The organism is Pseudomonas sp. LBUM1648 (assembly GCF_059716145.1).
In genome coordinates, this window is the sequence record NZ_CP166808.1 from 4,500,158 (window position 1) to 4,523,915 (window position 23,758).

At 56.3% G+C, this 23,758-nt stretch carries 20 protein-coding genes, 2 tRNA genes and 3 rRNA genes; 10 read left to right on the top strand and 15 right to left on the bottom strand.

The genetic code is table 11. From position 1 onward, the window contains the following. Window positions 1-249: 249 nt before the first annotated feature. A complete protein-coding gene (locus ACA043_RS20335; RefSeq protein WP_187677508.1) occupies window positions 250-759 on the bottom strand; it encodes an SRPBCC family protein in 510 nt (169 codons plus the stop codon). A gap of 132 nt (window positions 760-891) precedes the next feature. Here ACA043_RS20335 and ACA043_RS20340 point away from each other — a divergent pair, with 132 nt between their 5' ends. Both ACA043_RS20340 and ACA043_RS20345 read left to right on the top strand, forming a co-directional pair. Continuing rightward, a complete protein-coding gene (locus ACA043_RS20340) occupies window positions 892-1,296 on the top strand; it encodes a lysozyme inhibitor LprI family protein (RefSeq protein ID WP_401271934.1) in 405 nt (134 codons plus the stop codon). Between the two features lie 111 nt (window positions 1,297-1,407). After that, window positions 1,408-2,148, top strand: a complete 741-nt coding sequence (locus ACA043_RS20345; protein ID WP_489880924.1) for a hypothetical protein — start codon at window positions 1,408-1,410, stop codon at window positions 2,146-2,148. Between the two features lie 7 nt (window positions 2,149-2,155). Here ACA043_RS20345 and mrdA read toward each other — a convergent pair whose 3' ends face one another. The 6 genes from mrdA to ACA043_RS20375 form a co-directional block, all read right to left on the bottom strand. Then, entirely contained in the window at window positions 2,156-4,048 is a 1,893-nt protein-coding gene (gene mrdA / locus ACA043_RS20350; protein WP_497657809.1) for a penicillin-binding protein 2, read from the bottom strand. Window positions 4,049-4,269: 221 nt separating this feature from the next. Next, window positions 4,270-4,385 (bottom strand): 5S ribosomal RNA (gene rrf / locus ACA043_RS20355). A gap of 151 nt (window positions 4,386-4,536) precedes the next feature. After that, a 23S ribosomal RNA gene (locus ACA043_RS20360) occupies window positions 4,537-7,430 on the bottom strand. Window positions 7,431-7,680: 250 nt separating this feature from the next. After that, window positions 7,681-7,756: transfer RNA gene (locus tag ACA043_RS20365), tRNA-Ala, on the bottom strand. A gap of 31 nt (window positions 7,757-7,787) precedes the next feature. Next, window positions 7,788-7,864, bottom strand: a tRNA-Ile gene (locus tag ACA043_RS20370). Between the two features lie 82 nt (window positions 7,865-7,946). Beyond that, window positions 7,947-9,483 (bottom strand): 16S ribosomal RNA (locus ACA043_RS20375). The 16S, 23S and 5S rRNA genes sit together here with 2 tRNA genes alongside, the layout of an rRNA operon. A gap of 668 nt (window positions 9,484-10,151) precedes the next feature. On the opposite strand from ACA043_RS20375, the gene rhtA reads away from it, so the two are divergent. Next, window positions 10,152-11,039, top strand: coding sequence for a threonine/homoserine exporter RhtA (gene rhtA / locus ACA043_RS20380; protein WP_187679503.1), 888 nt, complete (start codon window positions 10,152-10,154; stop codon window positions 11,037-11,039). A gap of 168 nt (window positions 11,040-11,207) precedes the next feature. Further along, complete coding sequence (locus ACA043_RS20385) at window positions 11,208-11,489, top strand: hypothetical protein (protein WP_187679504.1); 282 nt, start codon at window positions 11,208-11,210, stop codon at window positions 11,487-11,489. A gap of 1 nt (window position 11,490) precedes the next feature. Here the strand turns inward: ACA043_RS20385 and ACA043_RS20390 are convergent, their stop codons facing one another. Next, on the bottom strand, window positions 11,491-12,054 hold the full coding sequence (locus tag ACA043_RS20390; protein WP_187679505.1) for a TetR/AcrR family transcriptional regulator: 564 nt from the start codon (window positions 12,052-12,054) through the stop codon (window positions 11,491-11,493). Window positions 12,055-12,145: 91 nt separating this feature from the next. Between ACA043_RS20390 and ACA043_RS20395 the strand changes: the two genes are divergently transcribed. Next, on the top strand, window positions 12,146-12,874 hold the full coding sequence (locus tag ACA043_RS20395) for an SDR family oxidoreductase (RefSeq protein WP_187679506.1): 729 nt from the start codon (window positions 12,146-12,148) through the stop codon (window positions 12,872-12,874). Between the two features lie 37 nt (window positions 12,875-12,911). Beyond that, the gene (locus ACA043_RS20400) at window positions 12,912-13,502 is read left to right on the top strand and encodes a 2-hydroxychromene-2-carboxylate isomerase (RefSeq protein ID WP_187679507.1); all 591 of its coding nucleotides are present in this window, start codon (window positions 12,912-12,914) and stop codon (window positions 13,500-13,502) included. Window positions 13,503-13,551: 49 nt separating this feature from the next. Here ACA043_RS20400 and ACA043_RS20405 read toward each other — a convergent pair whose 3' ends face one another. The 5 genes from ACA043_RS20405 to ACA043_RS20425 all read right to left on the bottom strand — a co-directional run bounded on the left by ACA043_RS20405 (window position 13,552) and on the right by ACA043_RS20425 (window position 18,303). Beyond that, window positions 13,552-15,360, bottom strand: coding sequence for an aminopeptidase P family protein (locus tag ACA043_RS20405; RefSeq protein ID WP_497657810.1), 1,809 nt, complete (start codon window positions 15,358-15,360; stop codon window positions 13,552-13,554). A 56-nt stretch (window positions 15,361-15,416) separates the two neighbouring features. After that, window positions 15,417-16,583, bottom strand: coding sequence for an aminotransferase class V-fold PLP-dependent enzyme (locus ACA043_RS20410; RefSeq protein WP_497657811.1), 1,167 nt, complete (start codon window positions 16,581-16,583; stop codon window positions 15,417-15,419). A gap of 205 nt (window positions 16,584-16,788) precedes the next feature. Further along, on the bottom strand, window positions 16,789-17,403 hold the full coding sequence (locus tag ACA043_RS20415) for a LysE family translocator (RefSeq protein ID WP_187679510.1): 615 nt from the start codon (window positions 17,401-17,403) through the stop codon (window positions 16,789-16,791). A gap of 102 nt (window positions 17,404-17,505) precedes the next feature. Continuing rightward, entirely contained in the window at window positions 17,506-17,763 is a 258-nt protein-coding gene (locus ACA043_RS20420) for an outer membrane protein assembly factor BamD (RefSeq protein WP_187679511.1), read from the bottom strand. A gap of 174 nt (window positions 17,764-17,937) precedes the next feature. After that, complete coding sequence (locus tag ACA043_RS20425) at window positions 17,938-18,303, bottom strand: antibiotic biosynthesis monooxygenase (protein ID WP_497657812.1); 366 nt, start codon at window positions 18,301-18,303, stop codon at window positions 17,938-17,940. A 94-nt stretch (window positions 18,304-18,397) separates the two neighbouring features. On the opposite strand from ACA043_RS20425, the gene soxR reads away from it, so the two are divergent. The 4 genes from soxR (at window position 18,398) to ttdR (ending at window position 21,504) form a co-directional block, all read left to right on the top strand. After that, entirely contained in the window at window positions 18,398-18,850 is a 453-nt protein-coding gene (gene soxR, locus ACA043_RS20430) for a redox-sensitive transcriptional activator SoxR (RefSeq protein WP_497657813.1), read from the top strand. A 113-nt stretch (window positions 18,851-18,963) separates the two neighbouring features. Further along, on the top strand, window positions 18,964-19,422 hold the full coding sequence (locus tag ACA043_RS20435) for a VOC family protein (protein ID WP_187679514.1): 459 nt from the start codon (window positions 18,964-18,966) through the stop codon (window positions 19,420-19,422). Window positions 19,423-19,653: 231 nt separating this feature from the next. Then, window positions 19,654-20,529 (top strand): alpha/beta fold hydrolase, encoded by an 876-nt coding sequence (locus tag ACA043_RS20440; RefSeq protein WP_497657814.1) that lies wholly within the window; start codon window positions 19,654-19,656, stop codon window positions 20,527-20,529. A 24-nt stretch (window positions 20,530-20,553) separates the two neighbouring features. Next, on the top strand, window positions 20,554-21,504 hold the full coding sequence (gene ttdR / locus ACA043_RS20445; protein ID WP_489879123.1) for an L-tartrate utilization transcriptional activator TtdR: 951 nt from the start codon (window positions 20,554-20,556) through the stop codon (window positions 21,502-21,504). Between the two features lie 124 nt (window positions 21,505-21,628). Here the strand turns inward: ttdR and leuD are convergent, their stop codons facing one another. Further along, a complete protein-coding gene (leuD, locus tag ACA043_RS20450) occupies window positions 21,629-22,243 on the bottom strand; it encodes a 3-isopropylmalate dehydratase small subunit (RefSeq protein WP_497657815.1) in 615 nt (204 codons plus the stop codon). Then, window positions 22,240-23,658 carry a 3-isopropylmalate dehydratase large subunit gene (leuC, locus tag ACA043_RS20455; protein WP_489879121.1) on the bottom strand — a complete coding sequence of 473 codons (1,419 nt, stop codon included), beginning with the start codon at window positions 23,656-23,658 and terminating at the stop codon, window positions 22,240-22,242. Before leuC ends, leuD begins: the two co-directional genes overlap by 4 nt. Between the last annotated feature and the right edge of the window lie 100 nt (window positions 23,659-23,758).

Genomic DNA, 23,758 nt, shown 5'->3' on the forward strand with positions numbered 1-23,758 from the left:
TGTTTAAGCGCAGCACTTTTTTACAGACGAAAAAAAACCCGCCGAAGCGGGTTTTTCCCAAGACCATTATCGACTCCCTGTCGGCAGCGATCCTTGCAGATGGTCGATCATCCCTGATCCTGAAGCACTCCCTGTGCTTCAGTTGATGTGTGTAGATTACGCGCTGGATCCAATCGGCAATAGTCGCAATAGCTACCATCGCGTGTAAGACATTCGCCATAGCAGCCCTTCCGAAAACCCTTAGACGTGTCAGTCATCGAGCGACGAAGCGTCACTGTCTTCGCGCAGGCGGGCCTTGGCGCTTTCGGCGAGAAAGCGCTCGAGCCTGCTCAATTGCTCTTCCCAGCCACGGCTGTCCATGTAATACGCCTCTTTCTGGCGGATATCGGGAATATGGGCAAAACCCGATTCGGACACCGTTAGCAACGTGCCATCCTCGTAATCCTGCAGGTCGAACTTGACCAGCGTCGTCGGCTCCTGGGAATAGTCGATCTTCGGATTGACTGCATACGGATGCCAACGGAATGAAAACAACTGCTGCGGCTCGACCCGCTCGACCAGCACATTCCACAGCACATGTTCATAACCCGGATATGTGACCTGACCTTGTGTCCATTCACCGGCAATAAAACGTCTGCCCTCCAGCGCTACGCCAAACCACTGGCCGAACGCCTCGGCATCCACCAGCGCGCGCCAGACATGCGATCGTGGCGATTTGAGCGTTATCTTGCGTTCAAAGCTGTTAGGTACTGGTTTCACACGTCACCTCCTGTTCTGAACACTAGGCTTGTATGACCACATGTCCAACCTGAAGTTGTATCAAACGGCTGCCCGGCACTCTGTTTAGTCCGGCTACACTGCTTGCTCTTTAACTTTAAATGAGCATTTCTTATGTCCCCACGCCTGCTCCTGGCCCTGACGCCATTTCTCTTCCCGGCCCTCGCCCACGCCGCCGTCGACTGCGCCAATGCCAGCGACCAAGCCACCATGAACCAGTGTGCCGGCCAGGATTTCAAAGCGGCGGACAAAGAGTTGAATAAGGTATATCAGCAGATCACCGGGCGTTTGAAGGACAACCCGGATGGCAAGAAGCTGTTGGTGAATGCGCAGCGGGCGTGGATCGGGTTTCGTGATGCCGAGTGCAAGTTTTCGTCGTCCGGCGTGACAGGCGGGAGTGTTTATCCGTGGGTTTACAGCAATTGCATGACGGCTGTGACCAAGGTGCGGGTCGAGGCGCTGAAGCAGTATTTGAAGTGTGAAGAAGGTGACATGAGTTGCCCGGTTCCCGGGGCATGATTTTTGAAATGCCTCCGACACATTCAGTAACGCTCACTGTCGCCCTATAACTAAAGGCAAGCCTCTATTCGCCGATAAAGGGCTGACAACCAACGATCAGGGAATGACGAAATGGCGATCTCTTTAAACTCTGCTTTTATCCAGCCATCAGCCTTTGAGCTGAGCAAAACAGCCCAACCATTGACAACAGCGTCGCTCAGCGAAGACCTCAAAAAGACGGCGGTCAACCTCAATCCGGCGGCGGTTTATCATCCCAGTGATGAAGCCCAGACAATCAGCCCGACCATGGAAGCGATCGATGTCTGGCTCGGCCGATCCCAGGCAGCTGACTTCCCTCAAATTGCCGAACAGCACAAAAACGCCCACGAATCGCTGAAACTGGCGTTTGAAGACTTCAAATCGGCCTTGAGTTACACCTTCCCGGATATCGCCAACAAGAAATTCGGCTTTACTGTTGAAGCCGATGGCAACCTCAAAGCGCTGAACCCCGACAACGAGCTGAGCGCTTCAGACATGGATCAACTCAACTCACTGCTCAATGCCTCAGGCGCATTGAAAACGGCGGCACTCAGTTATCGGGACACGTCCATCGAGTTGGTCGCGGCGGATGCCGGGTGGGGAGGCAGCCATTTGGGCAAGTACAACCTGACCAAAGAAAACTTCGCCAACACCATTGATATGGCAGCCCTTTTTCTGCCCAAGGGCAAGACGCCCAGCGCTGAAGCCATAGACGGCCTTTTCTCGCATCAGTTATGGCGCAAAGGTGAGCTGGGCACGCCGGCCTCGGATGCAGCCATTGTGGCCGCACGCAATGCCGCAATCGATGCCAAAAGAATCGATGAAAAGGTCTGAGTCCCGACTAAACGTGCGGATCACCCGGCGCCTTGCTCGGCGCCGCGTATTGCGGCTTGAGATGGCCATCCTGATCGAGTAACCAGGCGTCCATGATCTGCCTCACCACGGGACCTGCGACACGACCACCCGCCTCACCGTTTTCGATCATCACCGAAATCGCGATCTTCGGATGCTCAGCTGGAGCGAAACCGACGAACAAGGCGTTGTCGCGGTGGCGCTCCAGCGTCTTCTCGCGGTTGTAGCGCTCGCCTTGCTTTATCGCCACCACCTGCGCCGTGCCGCTCTTGCCGGCTATACGGTATTGCGCACCCGCTGCTGCCGCCCGGGCAATGCCGCGCGCATCGTGCATCACCATCTGCATGCCATGGTTGACCTGCTCCCAGTCGCGCGGATCCTTGAGCAGGATGTTCGGCATCGGGTGCTCGTCCACAGGTGCTACGCCATCGACGGTCTTGGCCAGATGCGGACGGTTCCACACACCTTTATTGGCAATCAGTGCGGTGGCTTGAGCCAGTTGCAGCGGCGTCACCTGCATATAACCCTGACCGATGCCAAGGATGACTGTTTCGCCGGGGAACCAAGCCTGTCGCCTTGTGGCACGCTTCCAGGCTTGGGACGGCATCAGTCCGGGAGATTCTTCAAACATATCCAGCGAGACTTTCTCACCGAGACCGAACATGGCCATGTAGTCGTGCAGGCGATCAATGCCCAGTTTGTGCGCAAGGTCGTAGAAGTAGGTGTCGTTGGAACGCATGATCGCGGCGTCCATATCTACCCAGCCGTCGCCGCTGTGGTTCCAGTTACGGTACTTGTGATCGAAGTCCGGGAGTTGGTAATAGCCCGGATCGAACACGCGGCTCTGCGGCGTGACCACGCCGGCGTCTAGGCCGGCGATCGCCACTTCCGGTTTGATAGTCGAGCCCGGCGCGTACAAGCCACGCAGCACGCGATTGAAGAGCGGTCGGTCGATGGAGTCACGCAGCGCCGAATACTCCTTGGAGCTGATGCCGGTGACGAACAGGTTCGGGTCAAAACTCGGATTGCTGACCATGGCCAGCACTTCCCCTGTGGACGGATCAAGCGCCACAACTGAACCACGACGATCACCCAGCGCGGCCTCGGCTGCTTCCTGCAGTTTGACGTCGAGACTCAGGACGATGTTTTTGCCTGGCACCGGGTCGGTGTGCTTGAGCACGCGCAGTACTCTGCCTTGCGCGTTGGTTTCAACTTCCTCGTAACCGACGTGACCGTGCAGTTGTGCTTCGTAGAAGCGTTCGATACCGGTTTTGCCGATGGACTGGGTGCCACGGTATTCAACCGAGTCGAGGGTCTTGGATTCTTTCTCGTTGATCCGGCCGACGTAGCCTATTGAATGGGCGAAGTGCGCACCAAGAGGGTAATCACGGACGAACTGCGCTTCGACATCAAGGCCAGGCAAACGGAATTCATTGACCGCTAACACGGCAATCTGCTCTTCGGTCAGTTCGTAAAACAGCGTCACTGGCGTGAATGGATGCCGAGACTGCTTCATAGCCTTGCCGAACACGGTGCGATCTTCTGCAGGCAGATGCAGAAGATTTATAACCTCATCCAGCTCCTGATTCACATCAGTCGCGCGTTCACGAGTGATGGTCAGGTTGTAACTGGGACGATTGTCGGCCAGCAGCACGCCATTGCGGTCGTAGATCAGCCCGCGTGTCGGCGGGATTGGCAAGACGTGCACCCGGTTGTTTTCAGAGATGGTCGAGTGATAGTCGAATTCCACAACTTGCAGAATGTACATGCGAACGACGAGGGCACAGCTGACAGCGAAGACGAACAAGGCGCAGGCGATCAATCGCGTGTTGACCAGACGCGTCTCTTTTTCGTGATCTTTGATCGGGATTGGCTCAGGCATTTCTACAGCAACTCTTTGACATAAATGAGTGCCGATCCGTGGGCATGACATCAGTCCGTGAAAAAACGAGCTGCACCATACCAAAACTACCCGGTCACTTCAGAACGATTTTCCCAGCGGTAGCTGTTGCGATGGTTTGATGTGGCTGACGCGAGCAAAAAACTTTCCTGCGGACAAAACAAAACCCCAATTGCTTTCGCAATTGGGGTCTCGGAATTTAATCTTGACGATGACCTACTCTCACATGGGGAAACCCCACACTACCATCGGCGATGCATCGTTTCACTGCTGAGTTCGGGATGGGATCAGGTGGTTCCAACGCTCTATGGTCGTCAAGAAATTCGGGTACTGAGTCGTGACCGGTTGGCCTCGCTTCAGCAAATTGGGTATGTGACAGCTGTCGGTGTTTTGTGAACATCGAACTTTCGGTTCGTTTCGTCTTCACACACCGCAATCTGGCCTTTCGACGCAAATTGCTTGGGTGTTATATGGTCAAGCCTCACGGGCAATTAGTATTGGTTAGCTCAACGCCTCACAGCGCTTACACACCCAACCTATCAACGTCGTAGTCTTCGACGGCCCTTCAGGGAACTCAAGGTTCCAGTGAGATCTCATCTTGAGGCAAGTTTCCCGCTTAGATGCTTTCAGCGGTTATCTTTCCCGAACATAGCTACCCGGCAATGCCACTGGCGTGACAACCGGAACACCAGAGGTTCGTCCACTCCGGTCCTCTCGTACTAGGAGCAGCCCCTCTCAAATCTCAAACGTCCACGGCAGATAGGGACCGAACTGTCTCACGACGTTCTAAACCCAGCTCGCGTACCACTTTAAATGGCGAACAGCCATACCCTTGGGACCGGCTTCAGCCCCAGGATGTGATGAGCCGACATCGAGGTGCCAAACACCGCCGTCGATATGAACTCTTGGGCGGTATCAGCCTGTTATCCCCGGAGTACCTTTTATCCGTTGAGCGATGGCCCTTCCATACAGAACCACCGGATCACTAAGACCTACTTTCGTACCTGCTCGACGTGTCTGTCTCGCAGTCAAGCGCGCTTTTGCCTTTATACTCTACGACCGATTTCCGACCGGTCTGAGCGCACCTTCGTACTCCTCCGTTACTCTTTAGGAGGAGACCGCCCCAGTCAAACTACCCACCATACACTGTCCTCGATCCGGATAACGGACCTGAGTTAGAACCTCAAAGTTGCCAGGGTGGTATTTCAAGGTTGGCTCCACGCGAACTGGCGTCCACGCTTCAAAGCCTCCCACCTATCCTACACAAGCAAATTCAAAGTCCAGTGCAAAGCTATAGTAAAGGTTCACGGGGTCTTTCCGTCTAGCCGCGGATACACTGCATCTTCACAGCGATTTCAATTTCACTGAGTCTCGGGTGGAGACAGCGCCGCCATCGTTACGCCATTCGTGCAGGTCGGAACTTACCCGACAAGGAATTTCGCTACCTTAGGACCGTTATAGTTACGGCCGCCGTTTACCGGGGCTTCGATCAAGAGCTTCGCGTTAGCTAACCCCATCAATTAACCTTCCGGCACCGGGCAGGCGTCACACCCTATACGTCCACTTTCGTGTTTGCAGAGTGCTGTGTTTTTAATAAACAGTCGCAGCGGCCTGGTATCTTCGACCGGCATGAGCTTACGGAGCAAGTCCTTCACCCTCACCGGCGCACCTTCTCCCGAAGTTACGGTGCCATTTTGCCTAGTTCCTTCACCCGAGTTCTCTCAAGCGCCTTGGTATTCTCTACCCAACCACCTGTGTCGGTTTGGGGTACGGTTCCTGGTTACCTGAAGCTTAGAAGCTTTTCTTGGAAGCATGGCATCAACCACTTCGTCATCTAAAAGATGACTCGTCATCAGCTCTCGGCCTTAGAATCCCGGATTTACCTAAGATTCCAGCCTACCACCTTAAACTTGGACAACCAACGCCAAGCTGGCCTAGCCTTCTCCGTCCCTCCATCGCAATAACCAGAAGTACAGGAATATTAACCTGTTTTCCATCGACTACGCTTTTCAGCCTCGCCTTAGGGACCGACTAACCCTGCGTCGATTAACGTTGCGCAGGAAACCTTGGTCTTTCGGCGTGGGTGTTTTTCACACCCATTGTCGTTACTCATGTCAGCATTCGCACTTCTGATACCTCCAGCAAGCTTCTCAACTCACCTTCACAGGCTTACAGAACGCTCCTCTACCGCATCATCCTAAGATGATACCCGTAGCTTCGGTGTATGGTTTGAGCCCCGTTACATCTTCCGCGCAGGCCGACTCGACTAGTGAGCTATTACGCTTTCTTTAAAGGGTGGCTGCTTCTAAGCCAACCTCCTAGCTGTCTAAGCCTTCCCACATCGTTTCCCACTTAACCATAACTTTGGGACCTTAGCTGACGGTCTGGGTTGTTTCCCTTTTCACGACGGACGTTAGCACCCGCCGTGTGTCTCCCATGCTCGGCACTTGTAGGTATTCGGAGTTTGCATCGGTTTGGTAAGTCGGGATGACCCCCTAGCCGAAACAGTGCTCTACCCCCTACAGTGATACATGAGGCGCTACCTAAATAGCTTTCGAGGAGAACCAGCTATCTCCGAGCTTGATTAGCCTTTCACTCCGATCCACAGGTCATCCGCTAACTTTTCAACGGTAGTCGGTTCGGTCCTCCAGTTAGTGTTACCCAACCTTCAACCTGCCCATGGATAGATCGCCCGGTTTCGGGTCTATTCCCAGCGACTAGACGCCCTATTAAGACTCGCTTTCGCTACGCCTCCCCTATTCGGTTAAGCTCGCCACTGAAAATAAGTCGCTGACCCATTATACAAAAGGTACGCAGTCACCCAACAAAGTGGGCTCCCACTGCTTGTACGCATACGGTTTCAGGATCTATTTCACTCCCCTCTCCGGGGTTCTTTTCGCCTTTCCCTCACGGTACTAGTTCACTATCGGTCAGTCAGTAGTATTTAGCCTTGGAGGATGGTCCCCCCATATTCAGACAAAGTTTCTCGTGCTCCGTCCTACTCGATTTCATGACTAAGAGATTTTCGCGTACAGGGCTATCACCCACTATGGCCGCACTTTCCAGAGCGTTCCGCTAATCTCAAAGCCACTTAAGGGCTAGTCCCCGTTCGCTCGCCACTACTAAGGGAATCTCGGTTGATTTCTTTTCCTCAGGGTACTTAGATGTTTCAGTTCCCCTGGTTCGCCTCTTGCACCTATGTATTCAGTACAAGATAACCATCTTATGATGGCTGGGTTCCCCCATTCAGACATCTCCGGATCAAAGTCTGTTTGCCGACTCCCCGAAGCTTTTCGCAGGCTACCACGTCTTTCATCGCCTCTGACTGCCAAGGCATCCACCGTATGCGCTTCTTCACTTGACCATATAACCCCAAGCAATCTGGTTATACTGTGAAGACGACATTCGCCGAAAATTCGATAATACTCAATTCAGAGTAACTCACAAATTTTACCTTAGCCTGATCCGTTACCAGTGAAAGTAACGTTCAGTCTATCTTTCTATCACATACCCAAATTTTTAAAGAACGATCTAATCAAAGACTAGAAATCAACATTCATCATCATACTGATGGAATGCTCATTTCTAAGCTTTCAAAACTTCAGAAGCAGTAGTGGTGGAGCCAAGCGGGATCGAACCGCTGACCTCCTGCGTGCAAGGCAGGCGCTCTCCCAGCTGAGCTATGGCCCCGTATTCTCTACAGGCGTTTCCCACACAAAATTGGTGGGTCTGGGCAGATTCGAACTGCCGACCTCACCCTTATCAGGGGTGCGCTCTAACCAACTGAGCTACAGACCCAATTTCGGGCTGCTTCTTATCGTCTTCTTCAATGAATCAAGCAATTCGTGTGGGAACTTATGGAGCAGCTGATGTCGTCGATTAAGGAGGTGATCCAGCCGCAGGTTCCCCTACGGCTACCTTGTTACGACTTCACCCCAGTCATGAATCACACCGTGGTAACCGTCCTCCCGAAGGTTAGACTAGCTACTTCTGGTGCAACCCACTCCCATGGTGTGACGGGCGGTGTGTACAAGGCCCGGGAACGTATTCACCGCGACATTCTGATTCGCGATTACTAGCGATTCCGACTTCACGCAGTCGAGTTGCAGACTGCGATCCGGACTACGATCGGTTTTATGGGATTAGCTCCACCTCGCGGCTTGGCAACCCTTTGTACCGACCATTGTAGCACGTGTGTAGCCCAGGCCGTAAGGGCCATGATGACTTGACGTCATCCCCACCTTCCTCCGGTTTGTCACCGGCAGTCTCCTTAGAGTGCCCACCATTACGTGCTGGTAACTAAGGACAAGGGTTGCGCTCGTTACGGGACTTAACCCAACATCTCACGACACGAGCTGACGACAGCCATGCAGCACCTGTCTCAATGTTCCCGAAGGCACCAATCCATCTCTGGAAAGTTCATTGGATGTCAAGGCCTGGTAAGGTTCTTCGCGTTGCTTCGAATTAAACCACATGCTCCACCGCTTGTGCGGGCCCCCGTCAATTCATTTGAGTTTTAACCTTGCGGCCGTACTCCCCAGGCGGTCAACTTAATGCGTTAGCTGCGCCACTAAGAGCTCAAGGCTCCCAACGGCTAGTTGACATCGTTTACGGCGTGGACTACCAGGGTATCTAATCCTGTTTGCTCCCCACGCTTTCGCACCTCAGTGTCAGTATCAGTCCAGGTGGTCGCCTTCGCCACTGGTGTTCCTTCCTATATCTACGCATTTCACCGCTACACAGGAAATTCCACCACCCTCTACCATACTCTAGCTTGTCAGTTTTGAATGCAGTTCCCAGGTTGAGCCCGGGGATTTCACATCCAACTTAACAAACCACCTACGCGCGCTTTACGCCCAGTAATTCCGATTAACGCTTGCACCCTCTGTATTACCGCGGCTGCTGGCACAGAGTTAGCCGGTGCTTATTCTGTCGGTAACGTCAAAACACTAACGTATTAGGTTAATGCCCTTCCTCCCAACTTAAAGTGCTTTACAATCCGAAGACCTTCTTCACACACGCGGCATGGCTGGATCAGGCTTTCGCCCATTGTCCAATATTCCCCACTGCTGCCTCCCGTAGGAGTCTGGACCGTGTCTCAGTTCCAGTGTGACTGATCATCCTCTCAGACCAGTTACGGATCGTCGCCTTGGTGAGCCATTACCTCACCAACTAGCTAATCCGACCTAGGCTCATCTGATAGCGCAAGGCCCGAAGGTCCCCTGCTTTCTCCCGTAGGACGTATGCGGTATTAGCGTTCCTTTCGAAACGTTGTCCCCCACTACCAGGCAGATTCCTAGGCATTACTCACCCGTCCGCCGCTGAACCCAGGAGCAAGCTCCTCTCATCCGCTCGACTTGCATGTGTTAGGCCTGCCGCCAGCGTTCAATCTGAGCCATGATCAAACTCTTCAGTTCAAACATCTTTGGGTTTTTAAGAAACCCTAAACTTGGCTCAGCAATCGTTGGTTACATCTTTGATTTCTCGCGGAGTAACTTGTGATGCTGATAATCTTGTTGACTATCAGTCTGACTCCACAAGCACCCACACGAATTGCTTGATTCAGTTGTTAAAGAGCGGTTGGTTAAGATCTTTCGTCTCAACCGAGGCGCGCATTCTACAGCAGCCTCATTTGCTGTCAAGTGATTATTTTCAGAAGTTTTCGAAGAATTCTTCAACAACTTCAACCACTTGCGCTTCCGATCTCTCGTTAGCGGGAGGCGAATTCTACAGCGTTAGTCGCTGTTGTCAACACCTCTTTTTCTCCGCTTTCGACCGAGAAGATCGAACCGTTAAAAGAGCCAAACATCACCGCTCTTTCAACTCCTTCCAGGCTTCGATGAACTGAAGCAACCCGCTATCAAAAACCGTATAACTCATTGAATCTCAAGGAGTTTTCCGTTTCGACTGCGCCGGAAGTGGGGCGAATTATAGACTTCCAGAATCTGCCGTCAACCGTTAATTTTACTTTTCATCGAAACAGCTGAAAACCCAGCTTATATATAGACGGCATAGGCGAGATTGCGCAGTATATTGCCCAATAGCCAAAACAATACTCTGCTCTTATTTCGGACGATGCCGCGCAATGAATGACCAACCACGCTCTCTTGCCTCCATGCTGTTCCCGGTTGGCCTGCTATTAATAGCCATGGCATCGATCCAGTCCGGTGCATCCCTGGCCAAAAGCATGTTCCCCGTAGTGGGCGCTCAAGGAACTACCACTCTGCGTCTGATCTTCGCCAGCGTGATCATGTTGTTACTGCTGCGTCCGTGGCGCGCGAAGCTGACATCCAAGTCGTTGCGCACAGTGATTGTCTACGGCATGGCGCTGGGCGGCATGAACTTCCTCTTCTATATGTCATTGCGCACAGTGCCGCTGGGCATAGCAGTTGCTCTCGAATTCACTGGCCCGCTCGCTGTAGCTATATATGCATCCCGTCGCGCCATCGACTTTCTATGGATCGGCCTGGCCGCCGCCGGACTCATGCTGTTGATACCGACGGGAGCAACCACTGCCGGAATCGATTTGATCGGTGCAAGTTACGCCCTGGGTGCCGGAGTCTGCTGGGCACTTTACATTCTGTTCGGCCAGAAGGCCGGCGCTGACAACGGCGTCACGACCGCAGCGTTAGGCGTGATGATTGCGGCATTGTTTGTAGCCCCCATAGGCATCGTGCATGCTGGCGCTGCGCTACTGACGCCATCACTGATTCCAATCGCGATTGGCGTCGCGATCCTGTCCACTGCCCTCCCCTACACACTGGAAATGGTCGCGCTCACCCGCATGCCCGCGCGCACTTTCGGTACTTTGATGAGCATCGAACCCGCGTTCGGAGCATTGTCGGGCCTGCTGTTTCTGCAGGAATACCTCACGCTGTCACAATGGATGGCGATCCTGTGCATTATTCTGGCTTCCGTCGGCGCGACCATGACCATGGGCAGTGCCGCCAAGCCTGCCATCGCGGCAGATTGAAACAGGATTTAACGAAGGTCTGGCAATTGGCGTTCATATAGGCCATGTTTAGGCTCGTAACCCAATGCCAGACATGGATTTTTTCGTACAGGGATTTCAAAACGCTTTGAGCGCAGGCGAATACAGGCAGACCCGAGCGCCAGACTCGTGGCCGCTATAAGGACGGGAATGAAACGAATTTTGATATTGATCGCCGTACTCGCAATCGCGGGTTGCGCGGCGACCTCGAAAACCCAGGTAAAGCACGGCAAAAAAGGGCTGCACATCAACTGCTCGGGGCTCTCGTCCTCCTGGGACCAGTGCTATAACAGCGCAGCCAGCTCCTGCGCTCCGAAAGGCTACAAAGTTATCGCCAAATCGGGGGATTCCGTGGAGGAGCCTGGCGACTATCCATTCGGCCTCAATCCTGCGGGCTATACCAGCCGCAGCATGATAGTCATCTGTAAATAGGTCAGGGCTGCCTGGTGATCTGGCGACAAATCTCGTCATGGCTGGACTTCAGCACTGTTCTCTGAATGTCCGGGCTGGCCAACATACGCGCCACCACCAGTGCTCCCACGCACTGCGACAGAACCGACCATGCCAGACTGTCACTCTCAAGTATCCGCGCCCAACTCTCCTGGAGCCGGCAGATCCACAGCTCTGCCTGCTCGCGTACCTGAATATCCGAACGAGCGATTTCCGCGCCTAACGCAGGCAAAGCACAGCCAGATTCGGGTTGTTCAACATGAGCCATGCTCAAATAATGTCTGAGGCAGCGTTGCAGCCGCTCGCGATCCGGCTCGCTTTGCCCACCCAATCGCTCCATGCTTTGCCCCAACTCTCTCTCGACGATGGCAATAAACAGCGCATCTTTCGACGAAAAGTGGCTGTAAAACGCCGCGCCACTCAGGCCAATAGCCTTCATCAAACCATCGACACCGACCGTGGAAAACCCGGATCGCTTCGCCGACAGCGCACTGCTCTGCAATAATTTCTCTCGGGTTTCCAGCTTGTGACTGGCGGAGTAACGCATGTGTTTGCCCTCGAATTGACCGCCTTGACGTTAATCGGATCCTAGCATAACGTTCGTTCACTTAACGATCGTTTACTAAAGGGGTCTACCCATGAATAACAAGAAGGTCGTATTGGTTGTCGGTGCAGGCGATGCAACCGGCGGAGCCATTGCCAAGCGCTTTGCCAAGGAAGGATTCATCGCCTGTGTTACACGGCGCAGCGCCGACAAATTGCAGCCGCTGGTGGAGGCCATTGAGGCTGAGGGCGGCGAAGCTCATGGTTTTGCCTGCGATGCGCGCAAAGAAGAAGACGTAATCGCTCTGATTGAAGACATCGAAACCCGCCTCGGTCCAATCGAAGCCTTTGTATTCAACATCGGCGCCAACGTGCCCTGCAGCATCCTCGAAGAAACCGCGCGCAAGTATTTCAAGATCTGGGAAATGGCCTGTTTCTCCGGTTTCCTCAATGCCCGTGAAGTAGCCAAACGCATGGTCACCCGTCAGCGCGGTACGATTCTGTTCACCGGTGCCACTGCCGGACTTCGCGGTGCGTCAGGTTTCGCCGCGTTCGCCGGAGCTAAACACGGCATTCGCGCACTGGCGCAAAGCATGGCGCGGGAACTTGGCCCTATGAACATCCACGTCGCCCATGTGGTAGTCGATGGAGCCATAGATACCGACTTCATCCGCAACAGCTTCCCTGAGAAATACGCCACCAAGGATCAGGACGGTATTCTTAACCCCGAACACATCGCCGAAAACTATTGGTATTTGCACAGTCAGCCACGTGATGCGTGGACCTTTGAGCTGGATCTGCGTCCCTGGAACGAACGCTGGTGAACCCACCGCCCAAAACAATAAATAGAGAGCAGCGACAATGACGAAAACCGTGGAATTCTATTTTGACCTAGGCAGCCCTGCGACGTATCTGGCCTACACCCAGCTGCCAAAGATCTGCGCTGATACCAATAGCGAGCTGACATACATTCCGATGTTGCTCGGTGGTGTATTCAAGGCGACCGGCAATGCATCGCCGGCAATGATTCCGGCCAAGGGTCGCTATATGTTTCAGGATCTGGATCGTTACGCCAAACGCTATGGCGTGTCCCTCAAGTTCAACCCGCACTTCCCGATCAACACGCTGCTGTTGATGCGCGCCGTCACTGGCATACAGCTACGCCAGCCGGAACGCTTTGAGGCGTTTATCGATTGTCTGTTCGCTGCGTTGTGGGTGGAAGGCGCAAACCTCAACGACCCGGTAATCGTTGCTGGCGTATTGATCGAACATGGGTTCGATCCCGATGAAGTCCTGGCGTTGACCAACGATGAAACCGTGAAGGCTGCACTGAAGGTGAACACCGAAACCGCGGTTAAACGTGGCGTTTTCGGTGCCCCAACAATGTTTGTCGGCAACCAGATGTTCTTCGGGCAGGATCGCCTGGACTTCGTCGAAGAAGCCTTGACCTAGATTGATCCCGGCACTCAAGCGCGGACTTCAGCGCCTGAGTGCCAACCCATCAAATGGCCGCAGTACGCGTGTTCAGCCATTCCAGCGCAGCACCGTCGAGCAACGGACTCAACCGTTCACGCACCTGCGCGTGATAAGCGTTGAACCACTGTTTCTCGTCCTGAGTCAGCAACGCTGGCACCAGGCAGCGCGTGTCAATAGGGCACAGGGTCAAGGTTTCAAACTTGAGAAACTCGCCGAACTCGCTACTCTCCGCCACTTGGTTCATCGCCAGGTTCTCGATACGCACGCCCCAACGGCCAGGACGATAAGTACCAGGCTCGATGGAAGTGATCATGCCCGGTTGCATCGCAGTTTGCGGCGCCGGCACTGCCTGATAGGCAATGACCTGTGGGCCTTCGTGAACATTGAGGAAATAACCGACGCCGTGACCGGTGCCGTGACCGTAGTCGACGCTTTCAGCCCAGATCGGCGCGCGAGCGATGGCATCCAGCAACGGCGATAGAATGCCTTTCGGAAACTGTGCCCGCGACAGCGCAATCACGCCTTTCAACACGCGCGTGCAATCGCGCTTCTGCTCTTCGGTTGGCGTACCGACCGGCACCATCCGCGTGATGTCGGTTGTGCCGCCGAGATACTGACCGCCGGAATCGATCAGCAACAGGCCGTCGCCTTCGATCACTGCGTGTTCTTCTTCAGTGGCGTGATAGTGCGGCATCGCGCCATTGGCGTTGAATGCCGCGATAGTGTTGAAACTCAGGGAAACGTAATCCGGACGACGTTCACGGGCAGCGGTGAGCTTCTCGTCGATGGTCAGTTCGGTAATGCGCTCGCGGCCCCAGGCCGACTCCAGCCAGGCGAAGAATTCGCACAGCGCTGCGCCGTCCTGCTCCATCGCTTTACGGATGTGCGCGGCGTCGGCTTCACTTTTTTGCGACTTGGCCAGTGTCGTCGGGTTCAAGCCTTCGACCAATTTCACACCGCTGTCGAGGTTATCCAGCAGACCGCTGGTGACGCGCGCCGGATCCACCAACAGGCTCGCGCCACTCGGCACGGCGCGCAAGGCGTCGGACACTTCGCTGTAATCACGCAGCGTCACGCCATCGTGTTCCAGTACTGCGCGCAACTGCACATCGATCTTGCTCAGCGCGACAAACAAGGTGGCCTGCTGCTGATTGATCAAGGCGAAGGAAACAAACACCGGGTTGAACGACACATCGCCGCCACGCAGGTTGAACAGCCACGCGATATCGTCGAGGGTGGCGATGAAGTGCCAATCGGCGCCGCGCTCCTGCAAGGATTCACGCAGTTTGGCGAGTTTCTCGCCACGGCTGACGGTCGCTTGTGGCGGCAGATGCTGATAGATCGGTGCATTCGGCAGCGTCGGCCGGTCGCTCCAGACTTCCGTCAACAGATCGATATCGGTACGCAGACGGGCACCGCGCGCTTCAAGTTTACTGCCCAGTGTGCGCGCAGAGGCCACTGCCATCACCGCGCCATCGACCGCAACCACGCCACCTTCAGGTGTCTGCTCGGCTAGCCAGTCCAGCGGGCTTGGCTGACCGGGTTGCAGCTTGACCAGCTCGATGCCGCTGCCATTGAGTTCCTTGGTCGCCTGTTCCCAGTAACGACTGTCGGCCCAAACGCCGGCGAAATCGTGGGTGACAATCAAAGTCCCGACCGAACCATGGAAACCCGACAGCCACTGGCGGCCTTGCCAGTACCCCGGCAGATATTCCGACAGATGCGGGTCGGCGGAAGGCACCAACAGCGCATGAATGCCTTCGCGGCGCATCAGTTCACGGGTGTGCGCAAGGCGCTGGGGAACCGATCCCTCGGTCAAAGTCTGGGTACTCATCATGTCTCCTGCCAATCACTTCATCGTTATTGTTCGTCGCCATCAGGTCGGCGCGTTTAAAGCCCTGTCGCCCAGAATGCCGGAGCACTGGTGCAGGCGGTCTTGATCAGTTCAAAAGCCTTGTCGATATCTTCAGCGGTGGTGAAACGGCCGAGACTCAGGCGAATCGTACGCCCGGCCAGCCTTGTGTCATGCCCCAGTGCCAACAGCACGTGGGATGGCGCGTTACTCGCGGAATTGCAGGCCGAGGTCGCGGAGAATGCGATTGAATGGCTAAGCGCCGCACTATTGAACTCGCCTTCGCTGAAGGTCAGGCTCAAGGTATGCGGAATGCGTTGCGTGGCACTGCCGTTGAGGCGCACGCCCGGCAGGCTCAAAAGTTGTTCGAGCAAGCATTCACGCAAAGCGACGAGGGAGTTTTTCTCTTCATCGAATACGGCAGCGGCCAAGGCGAATGCCGCACCCATCGCGGCGATCTGATGCGTCGCAAGTGTTCCGGAGCGCAACCCGCTCTCATGCCCGCCACCATGTATCTGCGCTTGGACGCGCTGTTGCGCACGCGGGCCGACGTACAGCGCACCGATGCCTTTGGGGCCGTAGAGTTTATGCGCCGAGAACGACATCAGATCAACCGGCCATTGCGTCAGATCGATTGCCACTTTGCCCGCGCCCTGAGCCGCATCGACATGGAACAACGCCTCGCGACCGCGAACGACTTCACCGATGGCAGGGATGTCGTTGACGGTGCCGAGTTCGTTGTTAACCAGCATCAGCGACACCAGAAAGGTGTCATCACGCATCGCTTCGCTGACCGCTTGCGGGGTAATCAGGCCGTCGGCGTCCGGCACCAGATAAGTCACGGCAACGCCAGCGTCCTGCAATTGACGGGCGGTATCGAGGATGGCTTTGTGTTCGATCTGGCTGGTAATGATGTGCCCGCCGGACACGCCGCGCGCTTGGGCTACACCTTTGAGAGCAAGGTTATTGGACTCGGTAGCACCGGAAGTCCAGACGATCTGTTCGGCTTGCGCGCCGACCAGTTCGGCGACTTGTCGGCGGGCCTGCTCAACCGTTTGCCGGGCCTGCTGGCCAAAAGCATGGGAGCTGGAAGCCGGGTTGCCGAAATTACCGTGAAGCCCCAGACATTCGATCATCACCTGGATGACCCGCTCGTCCACCGGAGTAGTGGCGGCGTAATCGAAATACAACGGACGTGTGTTCATAAAAGACTCGCAGAGCGTGTTCCGGGATCAGGAGGCTCGTATCTGCAAACGGCACAGCGCAGCCTTGTGAGCTGCGCGTCGGTTCGAGAGCGTCATCAATACCTGATCGGATGCCGTTAAAGAAGAACAACTTCATTTAAAAGTGCGTAGGAACGCTCCTGAAGCCGAGCTTAACAGGCATCGGGCCGGCGGTTGAAGCAATGCGTCAGCTAAAGCTTTCGAGAAGTAACGGGTACAGGGAAACCACCAGCAACGCCGCCATGCCCCAGTTGAACACGCGCAACCAGCGCGGGTCCTTCAGCACATTGCGCAGGAGCGTGCCGCACGCCGCCCAGACGCCGACGCTCGGCAGATTGATGATGGCGAACACCGCAGCGATCACCAGCACATTGGTGAAGTAACCCTGCATCGGCGTGTACGTGCTGATGGCACCGATGGCCATGATCCACGCTTTGGGATTGACCCACTGGAACGCTGCTGCGCCGAGGTAGCTGATCGGTTTGGCTTCGCCTTGAACGTTGTCACCGACCGGTCCCGAATGAGCAATCTTCCACGCCAGATACAACAGATACGCCGCGCCGACATAACGCAGAATCGTATAAAGAATCGGATAGGTCTGGAACACCGCGCCCAGGCCAAACCCCACCGCCACCACCAGGACAAAAAAGCCACAGGTAATGCCCAGCATGTGCGGGATGGTGCGGTTAAAGCCGAAGTTCACGCCCGATGCCAACAACATGGTGTTGTTTGGCCCCGGCGTTATCGAGGTGACAAGAGCAAACAGGGCAAAGCCCAACAATAGATCAAGCGAGAGGGTCATCGTGGGCAAATCCGTCAGGGTCATTCAGGTGTAGACCCTATCCCACGCAGGCCGGTAAACCCACGGACAGTTGGGTAAAACTTCTAGCAGTACAGTTCGTTTTCAGCTTGGCCGACCGTGCAGCTGTACGGCACGTTCCGCGCTCATTTCAGCCTTCTTGTCGAACTGCGACTGGCCGAGCAACTGAGCTTTCTTAGCGTGGTATTCGTCAAAGGACAAACCACTGCGGTTCAGCGCTTCCATCGCCAACTCCCGAGATTCTTCTTCGGTGTAGGGGCGCAGCTCTGGAGAGTTGTGAGAGGCACAACCGGCAAGTACGGAGACAGCGAGCAGCAGAGAAACAGTCAGTAAACGATTCATGGGAGCGTCCTGGCGAGCGGTGGGGGTCGATGGAGAAAGGCTACGCCCCGGTACGCTCGCGCAGAAATCAACGCTTTCAATAGTGGCTATCAGTGAATCAGCAATGACTGCCCCTATCTCTTAGATATCTATAAAAATCGATAAACGTTCTAAGCAGCTGATCCAGTTGTCCATCTAACTCACCAGATTGCAGTGCAGTGCATCGTCGTGACTGCGGGCGATGCTGCTCAATACCTGAAACGAGTTGAAAGTCACGGTTTTCGCCTGATGGGTGCGGATCAACTGCCAGAAATCCTGCTCGCCGCTTTCGAAACTGCTGAATGCGGCCTCCCCCGCCTCGCGGCTCTGCCATTGCAGAAAGCTCAATACCCGCCGGCCATCGTCGCTGGCTTGCACACTCGCGCTGACGAAACCTCCGTAGCGCTGGGCCAGACGCTCGGTCTGCACCGACAGCGCCGAGACCAGCGCCGGTTGCTGCCGTGGCTCGATCTCGAATTCGATCAATTGTGTGAAGCTGCGGTTTTTCGCTGATGTTTGCATGAAAAGTCCCCACTTGGCTGTAAGGCGAATCTTGCGACTCGACGAAGCGCAGGGTAAAACCTCTAGTTAAGTCAAGGTCAAGAGCTCTCTTCAAATGATCACCAAAGAGACTGTGCACAAGCAGCTAACCGTCGGCGAGGTCGCGGCGCGCAGCGGCGTTGCGGTCACCGCGCTGCATTTTTATGAAACCAAAGGCTTGATCAAGAGCCAGCGCAATGCCGGCAATCAACGCCGTTATCCACGAACCGTGCTGCGCCGGGTGGCGTTGATCAAAGTTGCGCAGCGTCTGGGGATTCCTCTGGCAGAGATCGGTGAGGCACTGAAAAATCTTCCGGATGATCGAGCACCGACGGCAGCGGACTGGAAGATTCTGTCTGAGCAGTGGCGTCGGGAGCTGGATGAGCGGATCAATCAATTGACACTGCTGCGCGACCGGCTCACGGGCTGCATCGGTTGTGGCTGTTTGTCGATGGAAGCCTGCCCGTTGCGCAATCAGGGTGACGTGTTGGGCGAACAGGGGCCGGGGCCACACTTTATCCAGGACTGATGATGGGTGCTGCTCGTCGGGCGAAAATCCTGGCCGCGAAGACAGCCCTATAGTGGTTTTTCCGGTAATCCGGTGAAGCTACACCTCGTAGAACAACAATCAGGGAGAACGTCATGAGCGTCAAACCTATCCCGGAGGGGTATCACAGCATTACCCCGTATCTCGGCATCCAAAAGGCTGCTGAGGCCATCGATTTCTATAAGAAAGCCTTCGGTGCCACCGAAGTCATGCGTCTGGCCATGCCCGACGGCGGCATCGGCCACGCGGAGCTGCGTATTGGCGACAGCGCAATCATGCTCGGCTCGCCGTGCGATCAGGGGCCATTGAGCAATCCCGACAAAGCTGTATCAGTCGGTTTGCATCTATACGTGACCGATGTCGATAAATCATTCCAACGGGCGCTGGATGCCGGTGCGACGGTGGTGTCCGAGGTCAAGGATCAGTTTTACGGTGATCGCAGCGGGACGTTGAAGGATCCGTATGGGCATCTGTGGTTTCTGGCCACGCACAAGGAAGATCTGACTGAAGAGCAGATCAAGCAGCGGGCGATGGAGATGTTTCAACAAGGTTGAGCTTTGGAGTGTTATCACTGGCCTCTTCGCGAGCAGGCTCGCTCCCACAGTGTTTCGCGGGGTGGCATAAATAGCTGTCACCCCTCAGATCTCTGTGGGAGCGAGCTTGCCCGCGATGAGGCCATCACTGACAACACACTTCATGAACCCGCCCCTCACGCTTTGCCCCTTGCCCCAACCCCCGGACAATTTCAGGATGCATCTATAAAACCCTGAACAAGGATCAGCCCGATGTTTGCCGGATTCCTCAAAAACCAGCGTCACGTCAACGGCGTCGACATTGCCTATCGTCTCGGCGGTAGCGGCCCGGGCCTGTTGCTGTTGCACGGTCACCCGCAGACCCATGTGATCTGGCACAAGATTGCCGAACAACTGGCCGAGCACTTCACCGTGGTCGCCGCCGACCTGCGCGGTTATGGCGATAGCGGGCGCCCGGCCGCCGACGAGTTGCACCACAACTACTCAAAACGCGAAATGGCCCGGGACAACATCGAACTGATGCAGGCGCTGGGCTTCGAGCAGTTCTCGGTCCTTGCCCACGACCGTGGCGCCCGGGTCGCACATCGCCTGGCGCTCGACCACCCCGCCGCCGTGCAACGCATGATGCTGCTGGACATCGCCCCGACCCTGTCGATGTATGCACAAACCAACGAAGCCTTCGCCCGCGCCTACTGGCACTGGTTCTTCTTGATTCGCCCGGCGCCGCTGCCGGAAACCCTGATCGAGGCCGATCCCGAGTCTTACCTGCGCAGCGTGATGGGCAGTCGCAGTGCCGGACTCAAGCCATTTACCGACGAAGCGTTCGGCGAATACCTGCGCTGCTTGCAGCAGCCGGGCAGCGCTCGCGGTATCTGCGAGGACTACCGCGCCAGCGCCGGCATCGATCTGGAACATGATCGCGCCGACATCGTTGCGCGGCGCCATTTGAATCTGCCGCTGCGGGTTTTGTGGGGTGCCGAAGGCACGGTCGGGCGCTGCTTCGATCCGCTCAAGGAATGGCAGCAGGTCGCCGCCAACGTTAGCGGCCAACCCTTGCCTGCCGGCCATTACATCGCCGAAGAAATCCCCGAACTATTGCTCGCCGAAGCGCTGGATTTTCTGCGCTGAACCGAGCCTGCAAGTGCCGATGCTATGCTGGCGGCTTGTGCCGCAAGTGCTCGTTTTGCCATGACCCAGAAGAAAGACACCGTGCCCCTGCCCGAAGACCTGCGCGTGCTGCTCACCGTGATCCGCAAGAACGGCTTCGCCGCTGCGGCGGATGAGTTGGGCCTTTCCCCGGCTTACGTCAGCAAGCGCATCCAGATTCTCGAAACCACCCTCGGCACGCGCCTGTTGCACCGCACCAGTCGCCGCGTGTCTCTGACCGAGGACGGCGAAAGGGTGCAGCGCTGGGCGTTGCGCATTCTCGATGACTTCCAGCAACTGCACGACGAACTTTCCGACGCCCATGACAGCCCGTCTGGGCGTCTGCACATCTGCAGCAGTTTCGGTTTCGGCCGCAATCACGTCGCGCCTGCAGTGTCGTTGCTGGCCGAGCGTTACCCGCAACTGGAGATTCGCCTCGATTTGTTTGACCGGGGGGTGGACATCGTCAATGAGGGTTTCGATCTGGAGATCCGCGTGGGTGATGACATTCCCGGCCAGCACATCGCTCGCCAACTTGTCAGCAACCGACGGGTGTTGTGTGCCGCACCGGATTATCTGCAACGTCGCGGCACGCCCCAGACACTAGATGATTTGCAGCAGCACGATTGCCTGGTGATCAAGGAGCGCGACAACGCGTTCGGCATCTGGGATCTGCATCGTGACGGCACGCAGGAAAGCGTGCGGGTCAGCGGGCCGTTGTCGTCGAACAATGGCGAGATCGTCCTGCAATGGGCGCTGGATGGTCGTGGGATGTTGCTGCGCTCATTGTGGGACGTGAAGCCGTTGCTGGATGAGGGACGGTTGGTGCAGGTGCTGGACGATTACAGTCAGAGCGCCAACGTCTGGGCGGTGTACCCGACGCGGTTGGCGCATTCGGGGAAATTGCGCGCGTGTGTGGAGTTTTTGCAGGTGCATTTCCGGGATCTGTCCCTGTAGTTAAAACCCCACAAAACCAATGTAGGAGTGAGCCTGCTCGCGATTGCACAGTGTCAGCCAACATCATCATTGACTGAATGGCCGCTATCGCGAGCAGGCTCACGCCTACAGGGTCAGAGGTGTATCAGGACAGCCAAGGGTTGTTAGCTAGATGCTCGCGCTCGAACGCCTTGATCTGCTCGCGCCGCTGCAACGTGCTGCCGATCGCATCCAGCCCCAGCAACAGCGCAGTCTTGCGCAACGTATCAATCTGAAAATCAATCACCGAGCCATCCGCCAATTCAATCTGCTGTGCCTCCAGATCAACACTGATCCGCGCGCTGTCAGGCTGGCCGACAAGCTGCCCGATCCGCTGCACCTGCGCCTCTTCCAGCGAGATCAACAACACCCCGTTGCGCTGGCAGTTGTCATAAAAGATCCCGGCAAAACTGCTGCCGATCAGCGCGCGGATGCTCATCTGCTGCAAGCCCCACACCGCATGCTCACGGCTGGAACCGCAGCCGAAATTCGGCCCGACCACAAGGAAACTCGCCCCTTGCCAGGCTGGCTTGTTCAACACGAATTCGGGATTTGGCGTGCCATCGGGCAGAAACCGCAGATCGAAAAACAAGCCGCGATCCAGTCCCTGACGATCGATACCCTTGAGAAACTGTTTAGGCATGATCACGTCAGTATCGACGTTCGCCGCCAGCAATGGCGCGGCCTGGCCGCTGACCTGAGTGAAGGGCTGCAGGCTCATGAGCGTTCTCCAAAGTGGCGGATGTCGGTGAGTCGTCCTGTGATCGCAGCGGCGGCCACCATTGCCGGGCTCATCAGATGGGTGCGCGCGCCGGCGCCCTGACGGCCCTCGAAGTTGCGATTAGTGCTCGAAGCGCAGCGGTCACCGGGAGCGAGTACGTCGTCGTTCATCGCCAGGCACATCGAGCAGCCCGACTGGCGCCACTCAAAACCGGCATCAATAAAGATCTGCGCCAAACCTTCGGCCTCGGCTTGGGCGCGGACTTCGCTGGAGCCGGGCACGATCATCGCCCGCACATGCCCAGCCACACGTTGCCCGCGCACGACGCTGGCGGCATCACGCAAATCCTCGATCCGCGCGTTGGTGCATGAGCCGATAAACGCATGGCTGATGACGATATCGCTGAGCGCCATGCCCGCTTCCAGGCCCATGTATTTGAGGGCGCGGCGCATGCCCTGACGCAGGATCGGGTCGTTGATGTCCTGTGGATCCGGCACTCGCGCACCAATGGCGGCGGCCTGATCCGGGCTGGTGCCCCAAGTGACCATCGGCTCGAGCAGGCTGGCGTCGAGATGAACTTCCCGGTCGAACACCGCGCCCGGATCGCTGCGCAATTCACGCCACGCTGTCAGTCCGCGCTCCCACAGCTCACCTGCGGGCGCCCGGGGTTTGCCTTTGAGGTAGGCGAAGACTTTGTCGTCCGGCGCCATGAATGCGCCGCGCGCACCGGCCTCGACCGCCATGTTGCAGATGGTCATCCGCGCTTCAACGCTCAGACCGTCGATGGTCGAACCGCAAAACTCGATGGCGAAGCCGGTGGCCCCGGACGCGCCGATCCGGCCGATCAGCGCCATGATCACGTCTTTTGAGGTCAGCCCCGGGGCCAGTTCGCCATCAACGGTCACGCGCAGGGTTTTCAGGCGTTTGTAGACCAGGGTCTGTGAGGCCAGCAGATGCTCGATTTCCGAGGTGCCAATGCCGAAACCGAAGGCGCCGAGTGCGCCATAGGTGGTGGTGTGGCTGTCGCCGGCAGCGATCACCATGCCCGGCAGAATGAAGCCTTGCTCGGGAGCGATGACATGTTCGATGCCCTGGCGCTTATCGAGGATATCCAGCAGCTCGATGCCGAAGTCCCGGCAGTTTTCCGCCAGATACGACACTTGCCGCGCGCCGCCCGCATCAGCCATTGCCGCCACTCGCACAGGCGCAGTCGGGTTGACGTGATCGACCACCGCCAGCGCCGTGCCCGGGCGCCAGACGTCACGTCCGGCATCGCGCAAACCGCTGAAAGCCTGCGGGCTGGTGTACTCATTGATCACCTGACGATCGATATACAGCAGCACGTGGCCCTGATCGTCGAGGCGGCACACCGTGTGTGCATCGATGTGTTTGTCGTAGAGGGTTCTGGGGGTCATCAAAGGCGCTCACTGAGGCAATCCGGGTGATTTCCATCATAGGGAGCGGGTGGCGGGCATCAATTGGCGGAGGGTGATGGCGTCATTCATGAATCGTGTT